A 13,862-nucleotide genomic window follows, 5' to 3' on the forward strand; every position below is an offset into this window, starting at 1 on the left:
GAGGGCCGCAACCTCTTGGAACGCTTGCAAAATCAGGTTGGCATATCTTTCCTTGCGAAGAAGGATGTACTCCGATGCCTTCGCGAGGGAGGGCCGGTTCGTGTGGTATGTGTACCTGCTGGAAAGCAAGAGCGCGGAAGGCGAGCGCTATATCGGTGTGACCTCGGACCTGAAGCGACGGATCGCCGAGCACAACGCCGGAAAATCCAGCCACACGTCCAAATTCCTGCCGTGGCGGGTCGTGACCTGTATCGCCTTCTCGAACCAATCCAAGGCGACTTCATTCGAGCGTTATCTCAAATCCGGTTCCGGGCATGCTTTTGCCAGCAAACGCCTCTGGTGAACATCTGCGGCCGCTCACGTGATCGTACAAAAATCAACGATTTTCCGAAAATAACAACGCAATCTCAGCTACTTACTACAGAAACACACGGCGCCAACTCCGCTCTTTTGTTCGATTCTGACTGGAGGTCAGAAAATGAACATCAAGAGCCTGCTTCTCGGCTCCGCTGCGGCACTGATCGCAGTTTCCGGTGCGCGCGCCGCCGACGCCGTCGTCGTCGCCGAGCCGGAACCCGCTGAATACGTCAAGATCTGCGACGTCTACGGCGCTGGCTACTACTACATCCCCGGCACCGAAATCTGCCTGCGCATCGGCGGCTATGTCCGCTATGACATCGGCGTTGGCCAGGCTGGCTCGTTCGACGGCGCCAGGTACCAGGACCTGTTGGATGCCTTGAATGGTGAAGACAACGTCAACGACGGCTACTACAAGCAGGCTCGCTTCACGCTGAGGACCTATACCGGCCAGGAAACCGAGATGGGCACCTTGAAGACCTACACCGAGACCCGCTTCAACTGGGGAACCGGTTATCATTCCGTCGCCGGTTTCGACACTCCCTTCTCCAGCTTTGGCAGCAGAGGCGTTTCGCTGAACTTCGCCTGGATCCAGCTTGGTGGTCTCCGCGTCGGTAAGGACGAAACAGCCTTCAATACGTTCACCGGCTACGCCGGCAACGTCATCCAGGATACGATCGTTCCCTACGGCGGCTTCGACACCAACGTCGTCCAGTACTACTTCGATGCCGGCAACGGCTTCTCGGCCGTGGCTTCGTTGGAAACCGGTGAAGGCTTTATCCTTAACAGCGCCAATACTGCCCTCAATCTCGGTCACGACTCGGTCGACAGCTACGTCCCGTATGTCGTCGGCGGCGTGAAGTACACGCAGGGCTGGGGCTCCATCAGCGGTGTTGTTGCCTATGACAGCAGCCTGGAAGAATGGGCCGGCAAGGTTCGCCTCGACGTGACGCCGATGCAGAACCTGTCGCTGTTCTTGATGGCCGGCTACGGCACTGACGACAATCTCCCGCGCAACTTCTACAAGCAGTGGGGCGGTAACTGGGCAGTCTGGGGTGGTGGCACTTACACCATCAACGAGAAGACCTCGTTCAACCTCCAGGTGTCGTATGATGAAGCCAAGGAAGCTGGTGTCGCGGCCAATATCGCCTACGACATCGTTCCCGGCTTCACGATTACGGCCGAAGTGGACTATGCCCATAACGATCATCACATCGATAGCGACTCGCTGCCCGGTTATGAATACAACTGGACCGGCATCCCGGGCGACAAGAAGGACGCCATCGGCGGCATGCTCCGCTTCCAGCGCTCGTTCTAAGGGCTGGACTTAAAGCAAGTGAAATCCAGCCCGGGCGCTTAAACGCCCGGGCTGTTTTGTTTTCGCGACTGGTAGCAAACAGAAGGAAAAGGGGGTTCGGTAGCTGAACAGGGTTGTGGAACGATGTCGTTGGGATCCGCCACTGGTGGATGAAATCGGCCGCAACGCTTAAAACTCTTGAAAGGGCACCGCCAAGCAGGTAGGTCTAGGCCTATCCACTCGGGGGTGTGGCGAATAATGACGAACGATGCGATTCAAGAGGGAGGAACCTCTGATCATTTTTCGATGTTTTCTTCTCAAACTGCAAAAATAAAATACAGTTATAACAAGATACGAGAAGTAAAGTCGCATAGGATCGGAGAACTGTTTTCAGTATACCGGGACATACTTTGGGATGATGGGCGGCACAAATACAATGTCAGCTCCTTCATCGGCGAAATAGACGAGATTCTCCTTGGGGAGCGTTTCAGCGCTTTCGACCAAAGCACCCTCGACAACCTTATCGGTACCTTGCGCCAGCGCGGCAACAGCAATGCAACCATCAACCGGAAGATGGCTGCCCTCAGCAAACTGCTGCGCAAGGCTCACAAGATGGGGGATATCCACAGCCTGCCCGAGTTCCGCCGCCAGAAGGAGCGGGCGGGACGGATTCGTTTCCTCGAAAGAGACGAGGAGGCCCGGCTGTTCGCCGCCATCAAGAGCCGCAGCGAGGACGCTTATCGGCTTTCCGTCTTTCTCGTCGACACCGGCTGCCGCCTCGGCGAAGCGCTGGGCTTGATCTGGAACGATATCCAGGAGCACCGCGTCAGTTTCTGGATCACCAAATCCGGCCGCAGTCGTACCATCCCGATGACCGAGCGGGTAAAAGAGGTGATCAAGCTGCCGGCCACCGAGGGCCGCCGGCCCAAGGGCCCGTTCACCAAGCTCAGCCAGGCGCAGTTTCGCGCCATCTGGAACGATGCCAAGGCCGAGGTCGGGCTTGGCGCCGACGATCAGGTCGTGCCGCATATATTGCGCCATACTTGCGCCTCGCGTCTCGTCCAGGGCGGCATCGATATCAGGCGCGTGCAGATGTGGCTCGGCCATCAGACGCTGTCGATGACCATGCGTTACGCCCATCTGGCCACCAACGACCTGGACGGCTGCGTTACCGTGCTGGAGACGCCGCGGTGCAGTGGCGCGGACAGCGGCGGCGCAAGCGCTTTGTCTTCTCCACCTCCGGCAAGGCGAGAGCCAAAAAGCGAGCCGGCCCCAAGCAAGGCCCCAAAGCCCGCGAAGAGAAGCGCCAAATCCTGACGGTTTGGGTGGATCTGGCATTGGGTTTCAGGGCAGTTGCTTCAGGTTAGTGCTGCCCCTCATTGCCCTGCCGGGCATTTCTCCCCGTATAGTGACGGGGAGAAAGGCGCCCTTGCGAAAGATTTCGCTAATCCCCAGCGTTGCAAGAAAGTCGCCGTCGTTGCGGCCAGCCCCTTCTCCCCGTCCCTACGGGGAGAAGGTGCCGGCAGGCGGATGAGGGGCAGCGCCGACATCGATGAAATAATTTCACCGCTAACTCCAATGGAACTGTCAATGTCCGTCGGAATGCTTTGACCGGCGCAAAACTAGCGCGTGAATTACTTCACTCGGTCGAGCGTTACTTCCCACCTCGTCGCTCCGCCCGATCGAAAAAGTCAGCGATCCTGTCCGGCAGGCTGCCGGCCTCCAGAAACGGAGCATGCCCCTGGCCCTCGACTGTGATCGTCTCGATATCGGTATGACGCGTCCGCATCTGCTCGAGCGTTTCGGCGGACAGCAGCTTCGAGTTGGCGCCGCATATGACGAGCAAGGGGATCGCGGTCAGTGCGTCGAACTGCGGCCAAAGATCGGGCAGCGGCTGGGTGAGGTCTAGGCCCGCCAGCGTCTCAACCAGTCTCGGGTCGAAATCAGGCAAAAATCCCTCCTCGGTCTTGCGGTAGAGGGCTGACGCCATCCGCTCCCAATCCGCATCTGTCAGCGCCGAAAAATCCGCGCCATGGGTGCTGCGTAGGTCGCGGACCACCTCTGCGTACGTCTTCGGCGTGGGCGCGGGGTCGAGATAGGAGCGGATATGGGCGAGACCTTGCGCCTCGATCACCGGGCCGATGTCGTTGAGGACGATGGCCTTCAGCACGGCCGGCCGCATCGCCCCGAGCACATGGATGATCAATCCACCGCGCGATGTGCCGATGAAGGCAGCCTGCTCGATGCCAAGTGCTGCCAGCCCGGCGAGAATATCGCCGGCTTCGATGCCGACAGTGTAATGGCCGATATCGGCATCGTAGGCGGATTGCCCACGCCCGCGATAGTCGAAAGCAACAACCTTACGCCTCGCCTGCGTCGACAGATAAAGCGCCAAATCGTGAAAATCACGGCAATTGCGGGTCAGGCCGGGAAGGCAAACGACTGGCCAGCGGCCGGAATTCGCTTCGCCGTAGATGCGGGCGTGCAGGGACAGCCCGTCCGGCGCGGCGTAGAAGAAATCGGAGAAGCCTTGGCTTGCCATGGTGTTCCCTTGCCTCGTCCGGGTCGTTTCCGACAGCTACAGGTGGGACGAGACTAGCTTCCCCTTCTCCCCTTGTGGGAGAAGGTGGCCGAGCGAAGCTCGGTCGGATGAGGGGTGTTCCAGCTTGGCACCGCCGGCACTCCGGCCAACACCCCTCAACCGTCTCGGCGCTGCGCGCCGATCCACCTTCTCCCACAAGGGGAGAAGGAAAGGAATGTCGTCACCCCCGGCCGTTCACCAGATCTCCGACGATATCGTACTTGCCGGAGATACGCATCTTGTAGACCTCGTAATTCTCCATCACGCGCTGAACGTAACTTCTTGTTTCCGTATAGGGAATCCGCTCGATCCAGTCGACGACGGCGTCGACGTCCTTGCCGCGCGGATCGCCGTATTTCGCCACCCATTGGGCGGCGCGGGTAGGACCGGCATTGTAGCCGGCGAAGGTCAGCACGTAGGAGCCGTCGAAACGGCCGAGCTGCTCGCCGAGAAAGGCGGCGCCCAGTGTTGCATTGTAGCCGGCATCGGTGGTCAGCCGGGCTTGAGAAAAAGTCATGCCGGCCTTCTTCGCCAATTGCTTGGCCGTGCCCGGCATCAGTTGCAGCAGCCCGCGCGCGCCGGCGCTGGAGACGGCGCCGATGTTGAACTCGCTTTCCTGGCGGGCAATCGCATAGGCCAGCGCCTTGCCCGAGCCGGAGACGTTGGCGGTGTCGGGAATGACGCCGAGCGGATGCGACAGCGCGCCGACATCGATGCCGCGGGCGCCGGCGATCTTGCCGACCTTCAGCGCCATGAAGTGGTTGCCTTGTCTTTCCGCGAGCGCCGCAAGCAGCGCCAGTTCGCCGGGGCTGTTCAACTGCCCGGCGAGGTCGCGGTAGAGCGTCTCGGCATAGCGGTCATAGCCGGCCTCCTGCAGCCGCTTGATGGCGCCGACCGCCTCGCGGGCGGCAAAATTCTGGCGGTCGGCGGCACTTGGCTGTGGGTAGACGATATTGAGGGTCTGCCGGCCGACGCGCTCGCCGGCAAGCTGGCCGTAAAAGGTCGTGCCGTAGCTGGCGGCACGGCTGAAATAATCCTTGGCACTGCCGGGGCCGCCGAGTTCGGCGGCGCGGCCGAGCCAATAATAGGCGCGCGACAGCGACATCGGCCCTTGGGCGAGCTCCGCGATTCGCGCAAAATGCTTGGCGGCGATGCTCGGGTCGTTGAGGCCGCGCAGCGCGTACCAGCCGGCATGGAATTCCGCCTCGGCAGCATTGGCGGGACTTTCGGCAGCATGCGCGGCGACTATTCTGTAGGCGGTCTTCATGTCGCCCTGGTCGACCAGCTCGCGCGACAGCACCCGGCGTTCGACCCACCAGGCATCCGGATCGACCAGAGCGTCACGGTCGCCCGGCGCCTTCATCACCAGCGCGGCGGCGTCGGTAAATTTCCGTTGCTTGCGCAGATATTCGGCTTCGGCAAAGAGATAGCCGGCCGCCCGCTGCGCTGCCGGCACCGCCTTCAGCAGCTTGGCCGCGTTCTTGTCGCCTTTGGTGACTGCCGCCCAGGCATCGGCCAATTGCTGGGCGCCGGCGAGATCGGCGACGCGCAGCGCCGAAGCGACCCGGTCGGCATAAAACATGCGCTCCATGCGGAAGCGATGGTCGGCGGCCGGGATCAGCCCGCCGAACTCGCGGATGACCGCCGCCTCGTCCCTGGCTTCGAGCTTTTCGCTGCGCCAGAACGGCGACAGCACCGAGCGCGCTGCCTTGGTATCGCCCAGCACTACATAGGAGCGAGCCAGGATCACCACGCCCTCGAAGGTCAGCGGCTGGCTGCCGTCGAACGCCCGCACCACGACTTGTGGCGCCGGGTTCTCGCGATAGAGCGCACGCTCGCTGTTCTTGCGCAAGGCGATCGTACCCGGCCAGTTCGGCAGCATCTTCGCGGCATCGGCGATGTCGCCGCTCGGCACCTGGTCGCCGCCATAGAGCGCAATCGCCCAGGCAAGGATGTGCCGGTCGAGCGACTTGGCCGGCAGCGCCTCGCGCACCTGGCGCGCGCGCTGAATGTCGCTTGCCGCCAGCGCGTCGAGACCGCTCTTCAGCACCGCGACGTTGGCGGATGGCGACGGGGACTGCTGCAGCGCATCGTTCTGCGGCTCCGTCATCGGGATCGCCGACGTGACCTGCACATCGACGCTGCTGCCGATCGCGGCGCCGGGGATCAGCACAACGATCGCGCCGATAAGTGCGAAAAGATGCGGCCGCCTGATCGGCATGGATTTGGTCATCCCCGTTCTTCGAGGCTACAACTGGCACAGATGAACTGCAGCCTATTCGTCTGTGATGAAGGGCCCGTAAAGAAAACCTTATCGAGGTCGTTCGAATTGCAATTGCTGGCGCAATGCTTGCCGCGCAACAATGTCGAGACTATGGTGCGCCGCTTCGCTTTCGGCTAGAAGGCGCGCACGACAAAACCGACAGGTCCCAAGGAGTTGGACGACTATGCTGAGAGGCTCGCTGACCGCGCTCGTCACACCGTTCGAAAAGAGCGGCCGTTTCGACGAGAAAGCCTTTCGCGCGTTCATCGCCTGGCAGATTGCCGAAGGCACGACGGGCGTGGTCCCGGTTGGCACCACCGGCGAGTCGCCGACGCTGTCGCATGACGAGCACCGCCAGGTCGTCAAGGTTTGCATCGAGGTCGCCAAGGGCCGGGTTCCGGTCGTCGCCGGCGCTGGCTCCAACAACACCGACGAGGCGGTCGGCCTGGTCCAGTATGCCGAGAAGGCGGGCGCCGACGCGGCCCTTGTCGTCACGCCCTATTACAACAGACCGACGCAGCGCGGCCTCTATGCGCATTTCGCCGCCGTCGCCAAGGCAACCAGCCTGCCGATCATCATCTACAACATTCCACCGCGCTCGGTGGTCGACATGAGCCCGGAGACGATGGGGCAATTGGTGCACGACTTCAAGAACATCGTCGGCGTCAAGGATGCCACCGGCAAGGTCGAGCGGGTTTCGGAGCAGCGCGCCACCTGCGGCAAGGATTTCATCCAGCTCTCCGGCGAAGACGCCTCGGCGCTCGGCTTCAACGCGCATGGCGGCGTCGGCTGTATCTCGGTGACGGCAAATGTCGCGCCCAGGCTTTGCGCTGAATTCCAGGAGGCAACGCTTTCCGGTGACAGCGCCAAGGCGCTCGACCTGCAGGACAGTCTGTTGCCGCTGCACAAGGCGATTTTCATGGAGCCCGGCGTTTCCGGCGCGAAATATGCGCTGTCGAAGCTGGGTAAGGTCGAGAATGTGCTGCGCTCGCCGCTGATGACGGTCGAGCCGTCGACCGCCGAGAAGATCGACGCCGCGATGAAGCACGCAGGCTTGATAAACTAGGGATGAGGCGCCACCTCTCCGCATCATGAATCAAGTCAGAAAAGCCGATCCCAACAACAAGACCGTTGCGGAAAACCGCAAGGCGCGATTTTCCTATGAGGTGCTCGACACGATCGAGGCCGGCCTGGTGCTGACTGGTACAGAAGTGAAATCGCTGCGCCAGGGCCAGGCCAATATCCAGGACAGCTACGCCTCGGTCGAGGGCGGCGAGATCTGGCTGATCAACTCCTATTTGCCAGAATACCTGCAGGCCAACCGCTTCAACCACGAGCCGCGCCGCCGCCGCAAACTCCTGCTCAACAAGCGCGAGATGGCCAAGCTGGCGCAAAGCGTCGATCGCGAAGGCATGACGCTGGTGCCGCTGAAGATCTACTTCAACGACCAGGGCCGTGCCAAGCTGCTGCTCGCCGTTGGCCGCGGCAAGAAACTGCACGACAAGCGCGAGACCGAAAAGCAGCGCGACTGGTCGCGTGAGAAGGGCCGGCTGCTGAAGGAGCGAGGGTGAGAAGCGGTCCGCGAAGCGGAGCCAACGATTTGGCTTTTCGAGCGACGAGCGCCCGAAGCCATAGCGGCGGGCAGGGCGGACCAAAAGGGATAGGTCTCATTTGAAAAACCGGATCGTCTTATGGGGCGCGGCAGGTTTGCTCCTGGCGGGCCTCGTCCTGGCCGGCGGCTATACCTACTTCCAGACGTTTTCTCCGGACCGCGGCAAATATCCGGTCAGGGGCATCGACGTTTCCCATCATCAGCGGCAGATCGACTGGCGGCGTGTTGCCGCCGACGATGTCGCCTTCGCCGTGATCAAGGCGACGGAGGGCGGCGACCATGTCGACGATGCCTTCGCCGCCAATTTGCGCGCGGCCCGCGCCGCCGGCCTTGCCGTCGGTGCCTATCATTTCTTCACCTTCTGCAGACCGGGTGCGGATCAGGCACGCAATTTCATCTCGGTGGTGCCACACGATCAGCCTTTGCTGCCGCCGGTGGTAGACATCGAGTTCGGCGGCAATTGCCCGCAGCGGCCAACTCCCGAACAGCTGAGCGCCGAACTCTCCGCCTTCCTCGGCCCGGTCGAGGCGGCGTTCGGCAAGACGGCGATCCTCTATGTGACCGACGAGGCGGCGCAAGCCTATGCCGGGCAGCTAGCCGGCCGCCCGCGCTGGCTGCGTTCGCTGGCGCTGCGGCCGGACCATGACGACTGGATCTACTGGCAGTACCACAACCGGGGCCGCGTCGACGGCATCAGCGGCGACGTCGACCTGAACGTTCTCCAGGGCGGACCTGCGACGCTGGCCGCGTTGTTTGCCGCGGCGCCTGGAGCGATGTCGTCGAATTGACGCTATTCCTGTCCAACGAGAGCACCCTCGATGGCACGAAGACAGAGCGACGAAGCCTTCCCATGTAGCTATTCATATCGCGGGCGGCGCCGTACTAAGTGCATTTGATGCCGGAGCGCCCCTCATCAACCAATGACAGCAACGCCCCGCCTGCTGCGACGGACGGCGGCGACCCCCGCCTGGCATTTGTCTATGCGGAGGCGGTGGTGGCCTCCAACACCAGCAGGGCGTGGTTGAAAGTCTCAATGCGCGCGCCGGCAATCTGATCTTCGCAACCGCGTTCGCGAGTTCTCTCCTTGGAGGCAGGGCGCTCCTGGATGGCGTAGGGCCTTGGGACTGGCTGGCGCTGACATTGCTTCTTCTTATCGGACTGCTGGTCGCGATTATGGTGTGGCCATATTATACTATACGTTCCGTTTCGATCCAGAGAAGCTGCTCCAGGACTTCGTCGATCAGCACCCTCCCGCAACCATGGACGGGATGCACCGAGCGCTTGCGCTGCGCATCAAATCCGACATGGCCAGCAATTGGCGGATCATCCAACGCCTGCGCGTTGCGCTGCAGCTTGCACTGTTTCTGTGGTTGCTGGACATCCTGGCCTGGTTGTTCGCGATTGCCCGAATCTAGGGCTTGCCGGCGGGCCTCGTCCGACTCTATGTCTTCAGAAAAGTTTCTATCTGACTGAAGACATTGACGAACATCGCTTCCGTCAACACGCCGGTATTGGTGTTGTAGCGCGAGCAATGATAGCTGGAAAACAGCGTGATGCCATTGGCCTGCTGCTGCCCACCATGCCGGAACGGAAAGGCGGCGACGCGCTGGCCGAGCGCCCGCACGGTCGACTGGTGCGCGATCGAGCCCAGCGCCAGCACAGCGCGCAGGTTTGGAAACCGCGCAATCGTCGGTACCAGGAACGTCCGGCAGGTCGCTATCTCGGCGCCAACCGGCTTGTTATCCGGCGGCACGCAGCGCACCGCATTGGTAATCGCCGTACCGACAAGCTCCAGCCCGTCATCTGGTCGCGCTTTGAATTCGCCGCGCGCAAAGCCGTGCGCGATCAGCGTGTTGTAGAGCAGGTCACCGGCAAAATCTCCGGTGAAGGGGCGCCCGGTCCGGTTTGCCCCGCGCAGACCAGGCGCCAGCCCGACGATCAGCAGACGCACCGCATCCTCGCCTTCCGGCGGCAAAAAGGTCGGCACCGGCGCGTTGAACCAGGACGGCTCGCGCCGCCGCCACTCGGCGATGAAGTCGTGCAGCCGCGGGCAGAGCGGGCAATCGCGATCGGGTTCGGGCGAGACGACCAGAGGCGCGGTCAAGGCAACGACCGTCAATAGTCTTCCTCGTCGACTTCGGCCGGCTCGGGCCGACGCACCGGCCGCTCCGAGGGATCGCGGCCGACTTCATTCTTGAGCGTCATCAAGTCGATGAAATGGTCGGCCTGACGGCGCAGATCGTCGGAGATCATCGGCGGCTGCGAGGCCATGGTCGAGACGATCGACACCTTGCGCCCGCGCCGCTGTAGCGCCTCGACCAGCGTGCGGAAATCGCCGTCGCCCGAAAAGATTACATAATGGTCGACGACATCGGCAAGCTCGAGCGCATCGACGGTCAGCTCGATATCCATATTGCCCTTGATCTTGCGCCGGCCGGTCGAGTCGGTGAATTCCTTGGCCGGTTTGGTCACCACCTTGAAGCCGTTATAGTCGAGCCAGTCGATCAGCGGCCGTATCGAGGAGTATTCCTGATCCTCGACTAGCGCGGTGTAGTAATAAGCGCGCAGCAGATAGCCGCGTTTCTGGAAGCTCGCCAGAAGTTTGCGGTAGTCGATGTCAAAGCCCAGCGCGCGCGAGGTGGCGTAGAGATTTGCACCGTCGATAAAGAGAGCGATTTTTTCACGAGGATCGAACATGGAAAAATGTCCTTTTTCGAAATAAACGGTCGTCTAAATGCGTGGCTACTATCGACCGGTCTGATAATAGACCTGTCGGCCTTCATCGTTCGAGATAACGCCAGTTTTACGGCAATCCAAGGCACCATGCCGCACCGCAAGCAATTGTGATCGGCGCTGTGTCGTCGCAGGCGGCCCGCGTCAGAGCTGCGCACCGCCATAAAAGCTTGTATTTTGGCGGCGTTCGGGTTATGGACCGCGCCTGTTTTCCATCAATTCCAGGCATGAAAGGGGCAACTCATGGCCCGCGTAACCGTTGAAGATTGCATCGACAAGGTCGACAACCGCTTCGAGCTGGTGCTCCTGGCCGGCCACCGCGCCCGTCAGATCAGCCAGGGCGCGCAGATCACCGTACCGCGCGACAACGACAAGAACCCGGTCGTTGCGCTCCGCGAAATCGCCGAAGAGACGCTGTCGCCGGACGACCTCAAGGAAGATCTCATCCATTCGCTGCAGAAGCATGTCGAGGTCGATGAACCGGAAGCCGATGGCGAGGCGATTGCCGACCAGACCGGCAGCGCCGTTGTGGCCACCGATGCCGACGACGGCGAGGACAACGTCACCTTCGATCGCATGACCGAAGAAGACCTGTTGGCCGGCATCGAGGGCCTGGTGCCACCAGAAAAAAGCGACGATTATTGATCTTAGCGACAACTGCCGACACTTTCGCGTCGGCAGTTTCGTGGCTATCTATGACATGCGCCGTACGCCAGTGCGGCGCATGATTCATTTCAGCATTGCGAGATCCCGCCCATGATGCGGCAGTATGAGCTTGTCGAGCGCGTGCAGCGCTACAAGCCTGACGTCAACGAGGCGCTGCTCAACAAGGCGTATGTCTACGCCATGCAGAAGCATGGCCACCAGAAGCGTGCCTCCGGCGATCCCTATTTCTCGCATCCGCTCGAAGTCGCCGCCATCCTCACCGAAATGCACATGGACGAGGCGACGATTGCTGTTGCCTTGCTGCACGACACGATCGAGGACACCACGGCGACCAGGGCCGAGATCGACGAATTGTTCGGCCCGGAAATGGGCAAGCTGGTCGAAGGCTTGACCAAGCTGAAGAAGCTCGACCTCGTCTCGAAAAAGGCCGAGCAGGCGGAGAACCTGCGCAAGCTGTTGCTGGCGATCTCGGAAGACGTGCGCGTGCTTCTGGTCAAGCTCGCCGACCGCCTGCACAATATGCGCACCCTCGACCATGTGCCGGAAGCCAAGCGCCTGCGCATTGCCGAAGAGACGATGGACATCTATGCGCCGCTGGCCGGCCGCATGGGCATGCAAGGCATGCGCGAGGAGCTGGAAGAGATTGCCTTCCGCTTCATCAATCCGGAAGCCTACCGCGCCGTCACCGCACGGCTCGCCGAAATCTTCGAGCGCAACAAGGGCGTGCTGTCCGAGATCGAGAAGGCGCTCTCCACGCTGTTCGACAAATACTCGATCAAGGCCGAGGTCAAGAGCCGGCAGAAGAAGCCGTGGTCGGTATTCCGCAAGATGGAGGCCAAGGCGCTGTCGTTCGAGCAGCTGTCCGACATTTTCGGCTTCCGCGTCGTTGTCGAGACGGTCGAGGACTGTTACCGCGCGCTCGGCGCCATCCACACCACCTGGTCGATGGTGCCCGGCCGCTTCAAGGATTACATCTCGACGCCGAAGCAGAACGACTACCGCTCGATCCACACCACCATCGTCGGCCCGTCGCGCCAGCGCGTCGAATTGCAGATCCGCACCTACCAGATGAACAAGATCGCCGAATACGGCGTCGCCGCTCACTCGATCTATAAGGATACCGGCGGCAAGATGAACGGCGCCGCCCATGCGATCTCGAAGGAGACCAATGCCTATGCGTGGCTGCGCCGCACCATCGAGCAGCTTGCCGAAGGCGACAATCCCGAGGACTTCCTCGAAAACACCAAGCTGGAACTGTTCCAGGACCAGGTATTCTGCTTTACGCCGAAGGGCATGCTGATCGCGCTGCCGCGCGGCGCCACGCCGATCGACTTTGCCTATGCCGTCCACACCGATGTCGGCGACACTTGCGTCGGCGCCAAGGTCAATGGCCGCATCATGCCGCTGATGACGGAGCTGAAGAACGGCGACGAGGTCGAGATCATCCGCTCAAAGGCGCAGGTGCCGCCGGCGGCGTGGGAATCGGTGGTCGTTACCGGCAAGGCGCGCTCGGCCATCCGCCGCGCCACCAAGAACGCTATCCGCAAGCAATATTCGGGTCTCGGTATCCGAATTCTGGAGCGCGCCTTCGAACGGTCCGGCAAGACCTTTACCAAGGAAAATCTGAAGCCGGTGCTGCACCGGCTGGCGCGCAAGGATATCGAGGATGTGCTGGCCTCGGTCGGCCGTGGCGAACTTGCCTCCACCGATGTCATGAAGGCGGTGTTTCCCGACTACAAGGACGAGCGCGTCACGCTGGTCGCGCCCAAGCAGCGCGAGGAGGGTTGGTCGAAGATCCGCAACGCCGCCGGCATGCTGTTCCAGATTCCGGGCCGCGCCGCGCGCAAGGACAAGAACCAGCCGCGCGACGACGCGGTGCCGATCCGCGGCGTGCGCGGCGATCTGCCGGTGCGCTTCGCGCCGGAAGGGGCAGTGCCTGGCGACCGCATTGTCGGCATCGTGCAGCCGGGAACCGGTATCACCATCTATCCGATCCAGTCGCCGGCGCTGCAGGCCTTTGACGACCAGCCCGAGCGCTGGATCGACGTGCGCTGGGATATTGACGAGCGCACCAAGGAGCGGTTCCCGGCGCGCGTCTCTGTCACCGCCATCAACGCACCGGGTTCGCTCGCCGACATTGCACAAGTCGTCGCATCCAACGACGCCAATATCCACACGTTGTCGATGGTGCGCACGGCGCCCGATTTCACCGAAATGCTTATCGATCTCGAAGTGTGGGACCTCAAGCACTTGAACCGGCTGCTGTCGCAGCTAAAGGACAATTCGAGCGTCAGCGATGCAAGGCGCGTGAATGGGTGAATAGTGAATAGTGAATAGTGAATAGTGAATAGTT

The 13,862-nt window shown here is 61.6% G+C and carries 13 protein-coding genes; 9 read left to right on the plus strand and 4 right to left on the minus strand.

Annotated features, from left to right (window positions below; all coding sequences use genetic code 11):
- The first annotated feature begins 100 nt into the window (after window positions 1–100).
- The 3 genes from AC0L2Y_RS05855 (at window position 101) to AC0L2Y_RS05865 (ending at window position 2,971) form a co-directional block, all read left to right on the plus strand.
- Complete coding sequence (locus tag AC0L2Y_RS05855; RefSeq protein ID WP_473554810.1) at window positions 101–343, plus strand: GIY-YIG nuclease family protein; 243 nt, start codon at window positions 101–103, stop codon at window positions 341–343.
- Window positions 344–478: 135 nt separating this feature from the next.
- Window positions 479–1,675, plus strand: a complete 1,197-nt coding sequence (locus AC0L2Y_RS05860; RefSeq protein WP_473554520.1) for a porin — start codon at window positions 479–481, stop codon at window positions 1,673–1,675.
- Between the two features lie 237 nt (window positions 1,676–1,912).
- Entirely contained in the window at window positions 1,913–2,971 is a 1,059-nt protein-coding gene (locus AC0L2Y_RS05865; RefSeq protein ID WP_473554811.1) for a tyrosine-type recombinase/integrase, read from the plus strand.
- A 337-nt stretch (window positions 2,972–3,308) separates the two neighbouring features.
- Here the strand turns inward: AC0L2Y_RS05865 and AC0L2Y_RS05870 are convergent, their stop codons facing one another.
- Both AC0L2Y_RS05870 and AC0L2Y_RS05875 read right to left on the minus strand, forming a co-directional pair.
- Complete coding sequence (locus AC0L2Y_RS05870) at window positions 3,309–4,196, minus strand: alpha/beta fold hydrolase (RefSeq protein ID WP_473554523.1); 888 nt, start codon at window positions 4,194–4,196, stop codon at window positions 3,309–3,311.
- A gap of 220 nt (window positions 4,197–4,416) precedes the next feature.
- A complete protein-coding gene (locus AC0L2Y_RS05875; protein ID WP_473554813.1) occupies window positions 4,417–6,456 on the minus strand; it encodes a lytic transglycosylase domain-containing protein in 2,040 nt (679 codons plus the stop codon).
- A gap of 226 nt (window positions 6,457–6,682) precedes the next feature.
- Between AC0L2Y_RS05875 and dapA the strand changes: the two genes are divergently transcribed.
- The 4 genes from dapA to AC0L2Y_RS05895 all read left to right on the plus strand — a co-directional run bounded on the left by dapA (window position 6,683) and on the right by AC0L2Y_RS05895 (window position 9,525).
- Window positions 6,683–7,564 (plus strand): 4-hydroxy-tetrahydrodipicolinate synthase, encoded by an 882-nt coding sequence (gene dapA / locus AC0L2Y_RS05880; protein WP_473554525.1) that lies wholly within the window; start codon window positions 6,683–6,685, stop codon window positions 7,562–7,564.
- Window positions 7,565–7,589: 25 nt separating this feature from the next.
- A complete protein-coding gene (gene smpB, locus AC0L2Y_RS05885; protein ID WP_023768487.1) occupies window positions 7,590–8,069 on the plus strand; it encodes an SsrA-binding protein SmpB in 480 nt (159 codons plus the stop codon).
- Window positions 8,070–8,169: 100 nt separating this feature from the next.
- Window positions 8,170–8,898, plus strand: coding sequence for a GH25 family lysozyme (locus AC0L2Y_RS05890; RefSeq protein ID WP_473554527.1), 729 nt, complete (start codon window positions 8,170–8,172; stop codon window positions 8,896–8,898).
- Between the two features lie 330 nt (window positions 8,899–9,228).
- Window positions 9,229–9,525, plus strand: coding sequence for a hypothetical protein (locus AC0L2Y_RS05895; RefSeq protein WP_473554530.1), 297 nt, complete (start codon window positions 9,229–9,231; stop codon window positions 9,523–9,525).
- 26 nt (window positions 9,526–9,551) lie between these two features.
- On the opposite strand, the gene AC0L2Y_RS05900 is transcribed toward AC0L2Y_RS05895, so the two are convergent.
- Together AC0L2Y_RS05900 and AC0L2Y_RS05905 are read right to left on the minus strand one after the other, a co-directional pair.
- Window positions 9,552–10,229: a uracil-DNA glycosylase gene (locus AC0L2Y_RS05900; protein WP_352490895.1), complete on the minus strand. Its 678-nt coding sequence runs from the start codon at window positions 10,227–10,229 to the stop codon at window positions 9,552–9,554.
- Window positions 10,226–10,807 carry a LabA-like NYN domain-containing protein gene (locus tag AC0L2Y_RS05905; RefSeq protein ID WP_023677774.1) on the minus strand — a complete coding sequence of 194 codons (582 nt, stop codon included), beginning with the start codon at window positions 10,805–10,807 and terminating at the stop codon, window positions 10,226–10,228. The genes AC0L2Y_RS05900 and AC0L2Y_RS05905 overlap by 4 nt, the downstream gene beginning before the upstream one ends.
- A gap of 279 nt (window positions 10,808–11,086) precedes the next feature.
- On the opposite strand from AC0L2Y_RS05905, the gene rpoZ reads away from it, so the two are divergent.
- Window positions 11,087–11,488: a DNA-directed RNA polymerase subunit omega gene (gene rpoZ, locus AC0L2Y_RS05910; RefSeq protein ID WP_473554533.1), complete on the plus strand. Its 402-nt coding sequence runs from the start codon at window positions 11,087–11,089 to the stop codon at window positions 11,486–11,488.
- A gap of 111 nt (window positions 11,489–11,599) precedes the next feature.
- A complete protein-coding gene (locus AC0L2Y_RS05915; RefSeq protein ID WP_023719889.1) occupies window positions 11,600–13,828 on the plus strand; it encodes a RelA/SpoT family protein in 2,229 nt (742 codons plus the stop codon).
- Window positions 13,829–13,862: the final 34 nt, after the last annotated feature.

The organism is Mesorhizobium sp. WSM4830, assembly GCF_055811495.1.

Excerpts from the sequence above, each read along its gene's own strand:
- smpB (WP_023768487.1), top strand. The coding sequence starts at position 7,590 with ATGAATCAAGTCAGAAAAGCCGATCCCAACAACAAGACCGTTGCGGAA.
- AC0L2Y_RS05905 (WP_023677774.1), bottom strand. The coding sequence starts at position 10,807 with ATGTTCGATCCTCGTGAAAAAATCGCTCTCTTTATCGACGGTGCAAAT.
- dapA (WP_473554525.1), top strand. The coding sequence starts at position 6,683 with ATGCTGAGAGGCTCGCTGACCGCGCTCGTCACACCGTTCGAAAAGAGC.
- AC0L2Y_RS05915 (WP_023719889.1), top strand. The coding sequence starts at position 11,600 with ATGATGCGGCAGTATGAGCTTGTCGAGCGCGTGCAGCGCTACAAGCCT.
- AC0L2Y_RS05865 (WP_473554811.1), top strand. The coding sequence starts at position 1,913 with ATGACGAACGATGCGATTCAAGAGGGAGGAACCTCTGATCATTTTTCG.
- AC0L2Y_RS05860 (WP_473554520.1), top strand. The coding sequence starts at position 479 with ATGAACATCAAGAGCCTGCTTCTCGGCTCCGCTGCGGCACTGATCGCA.
- AC0L2Y_RS05875 (WP_473554813.1), bottom strand. The coding sequence starts at position 6,456 with ATGCCGATCAGGCGGCCGCATCTTTTCGCACTTATCGGCGCGATCGTT.
- rpoZ (WP_473554533.1), top strand. The coding sequence starts at position 11,087 with ATGGCCCGCGTAACCGTTGAAGATTGCATCGACAAGGTCGACAACCGC.
- AC0L2Y_RS05870 (WP_473554523.1), bottom strand. The coding sequence starts at position 4,196 with ATGGCAAGCCAAGGCTTCTCCGATTTCTTCTACGCCGCGCCGGACGGG.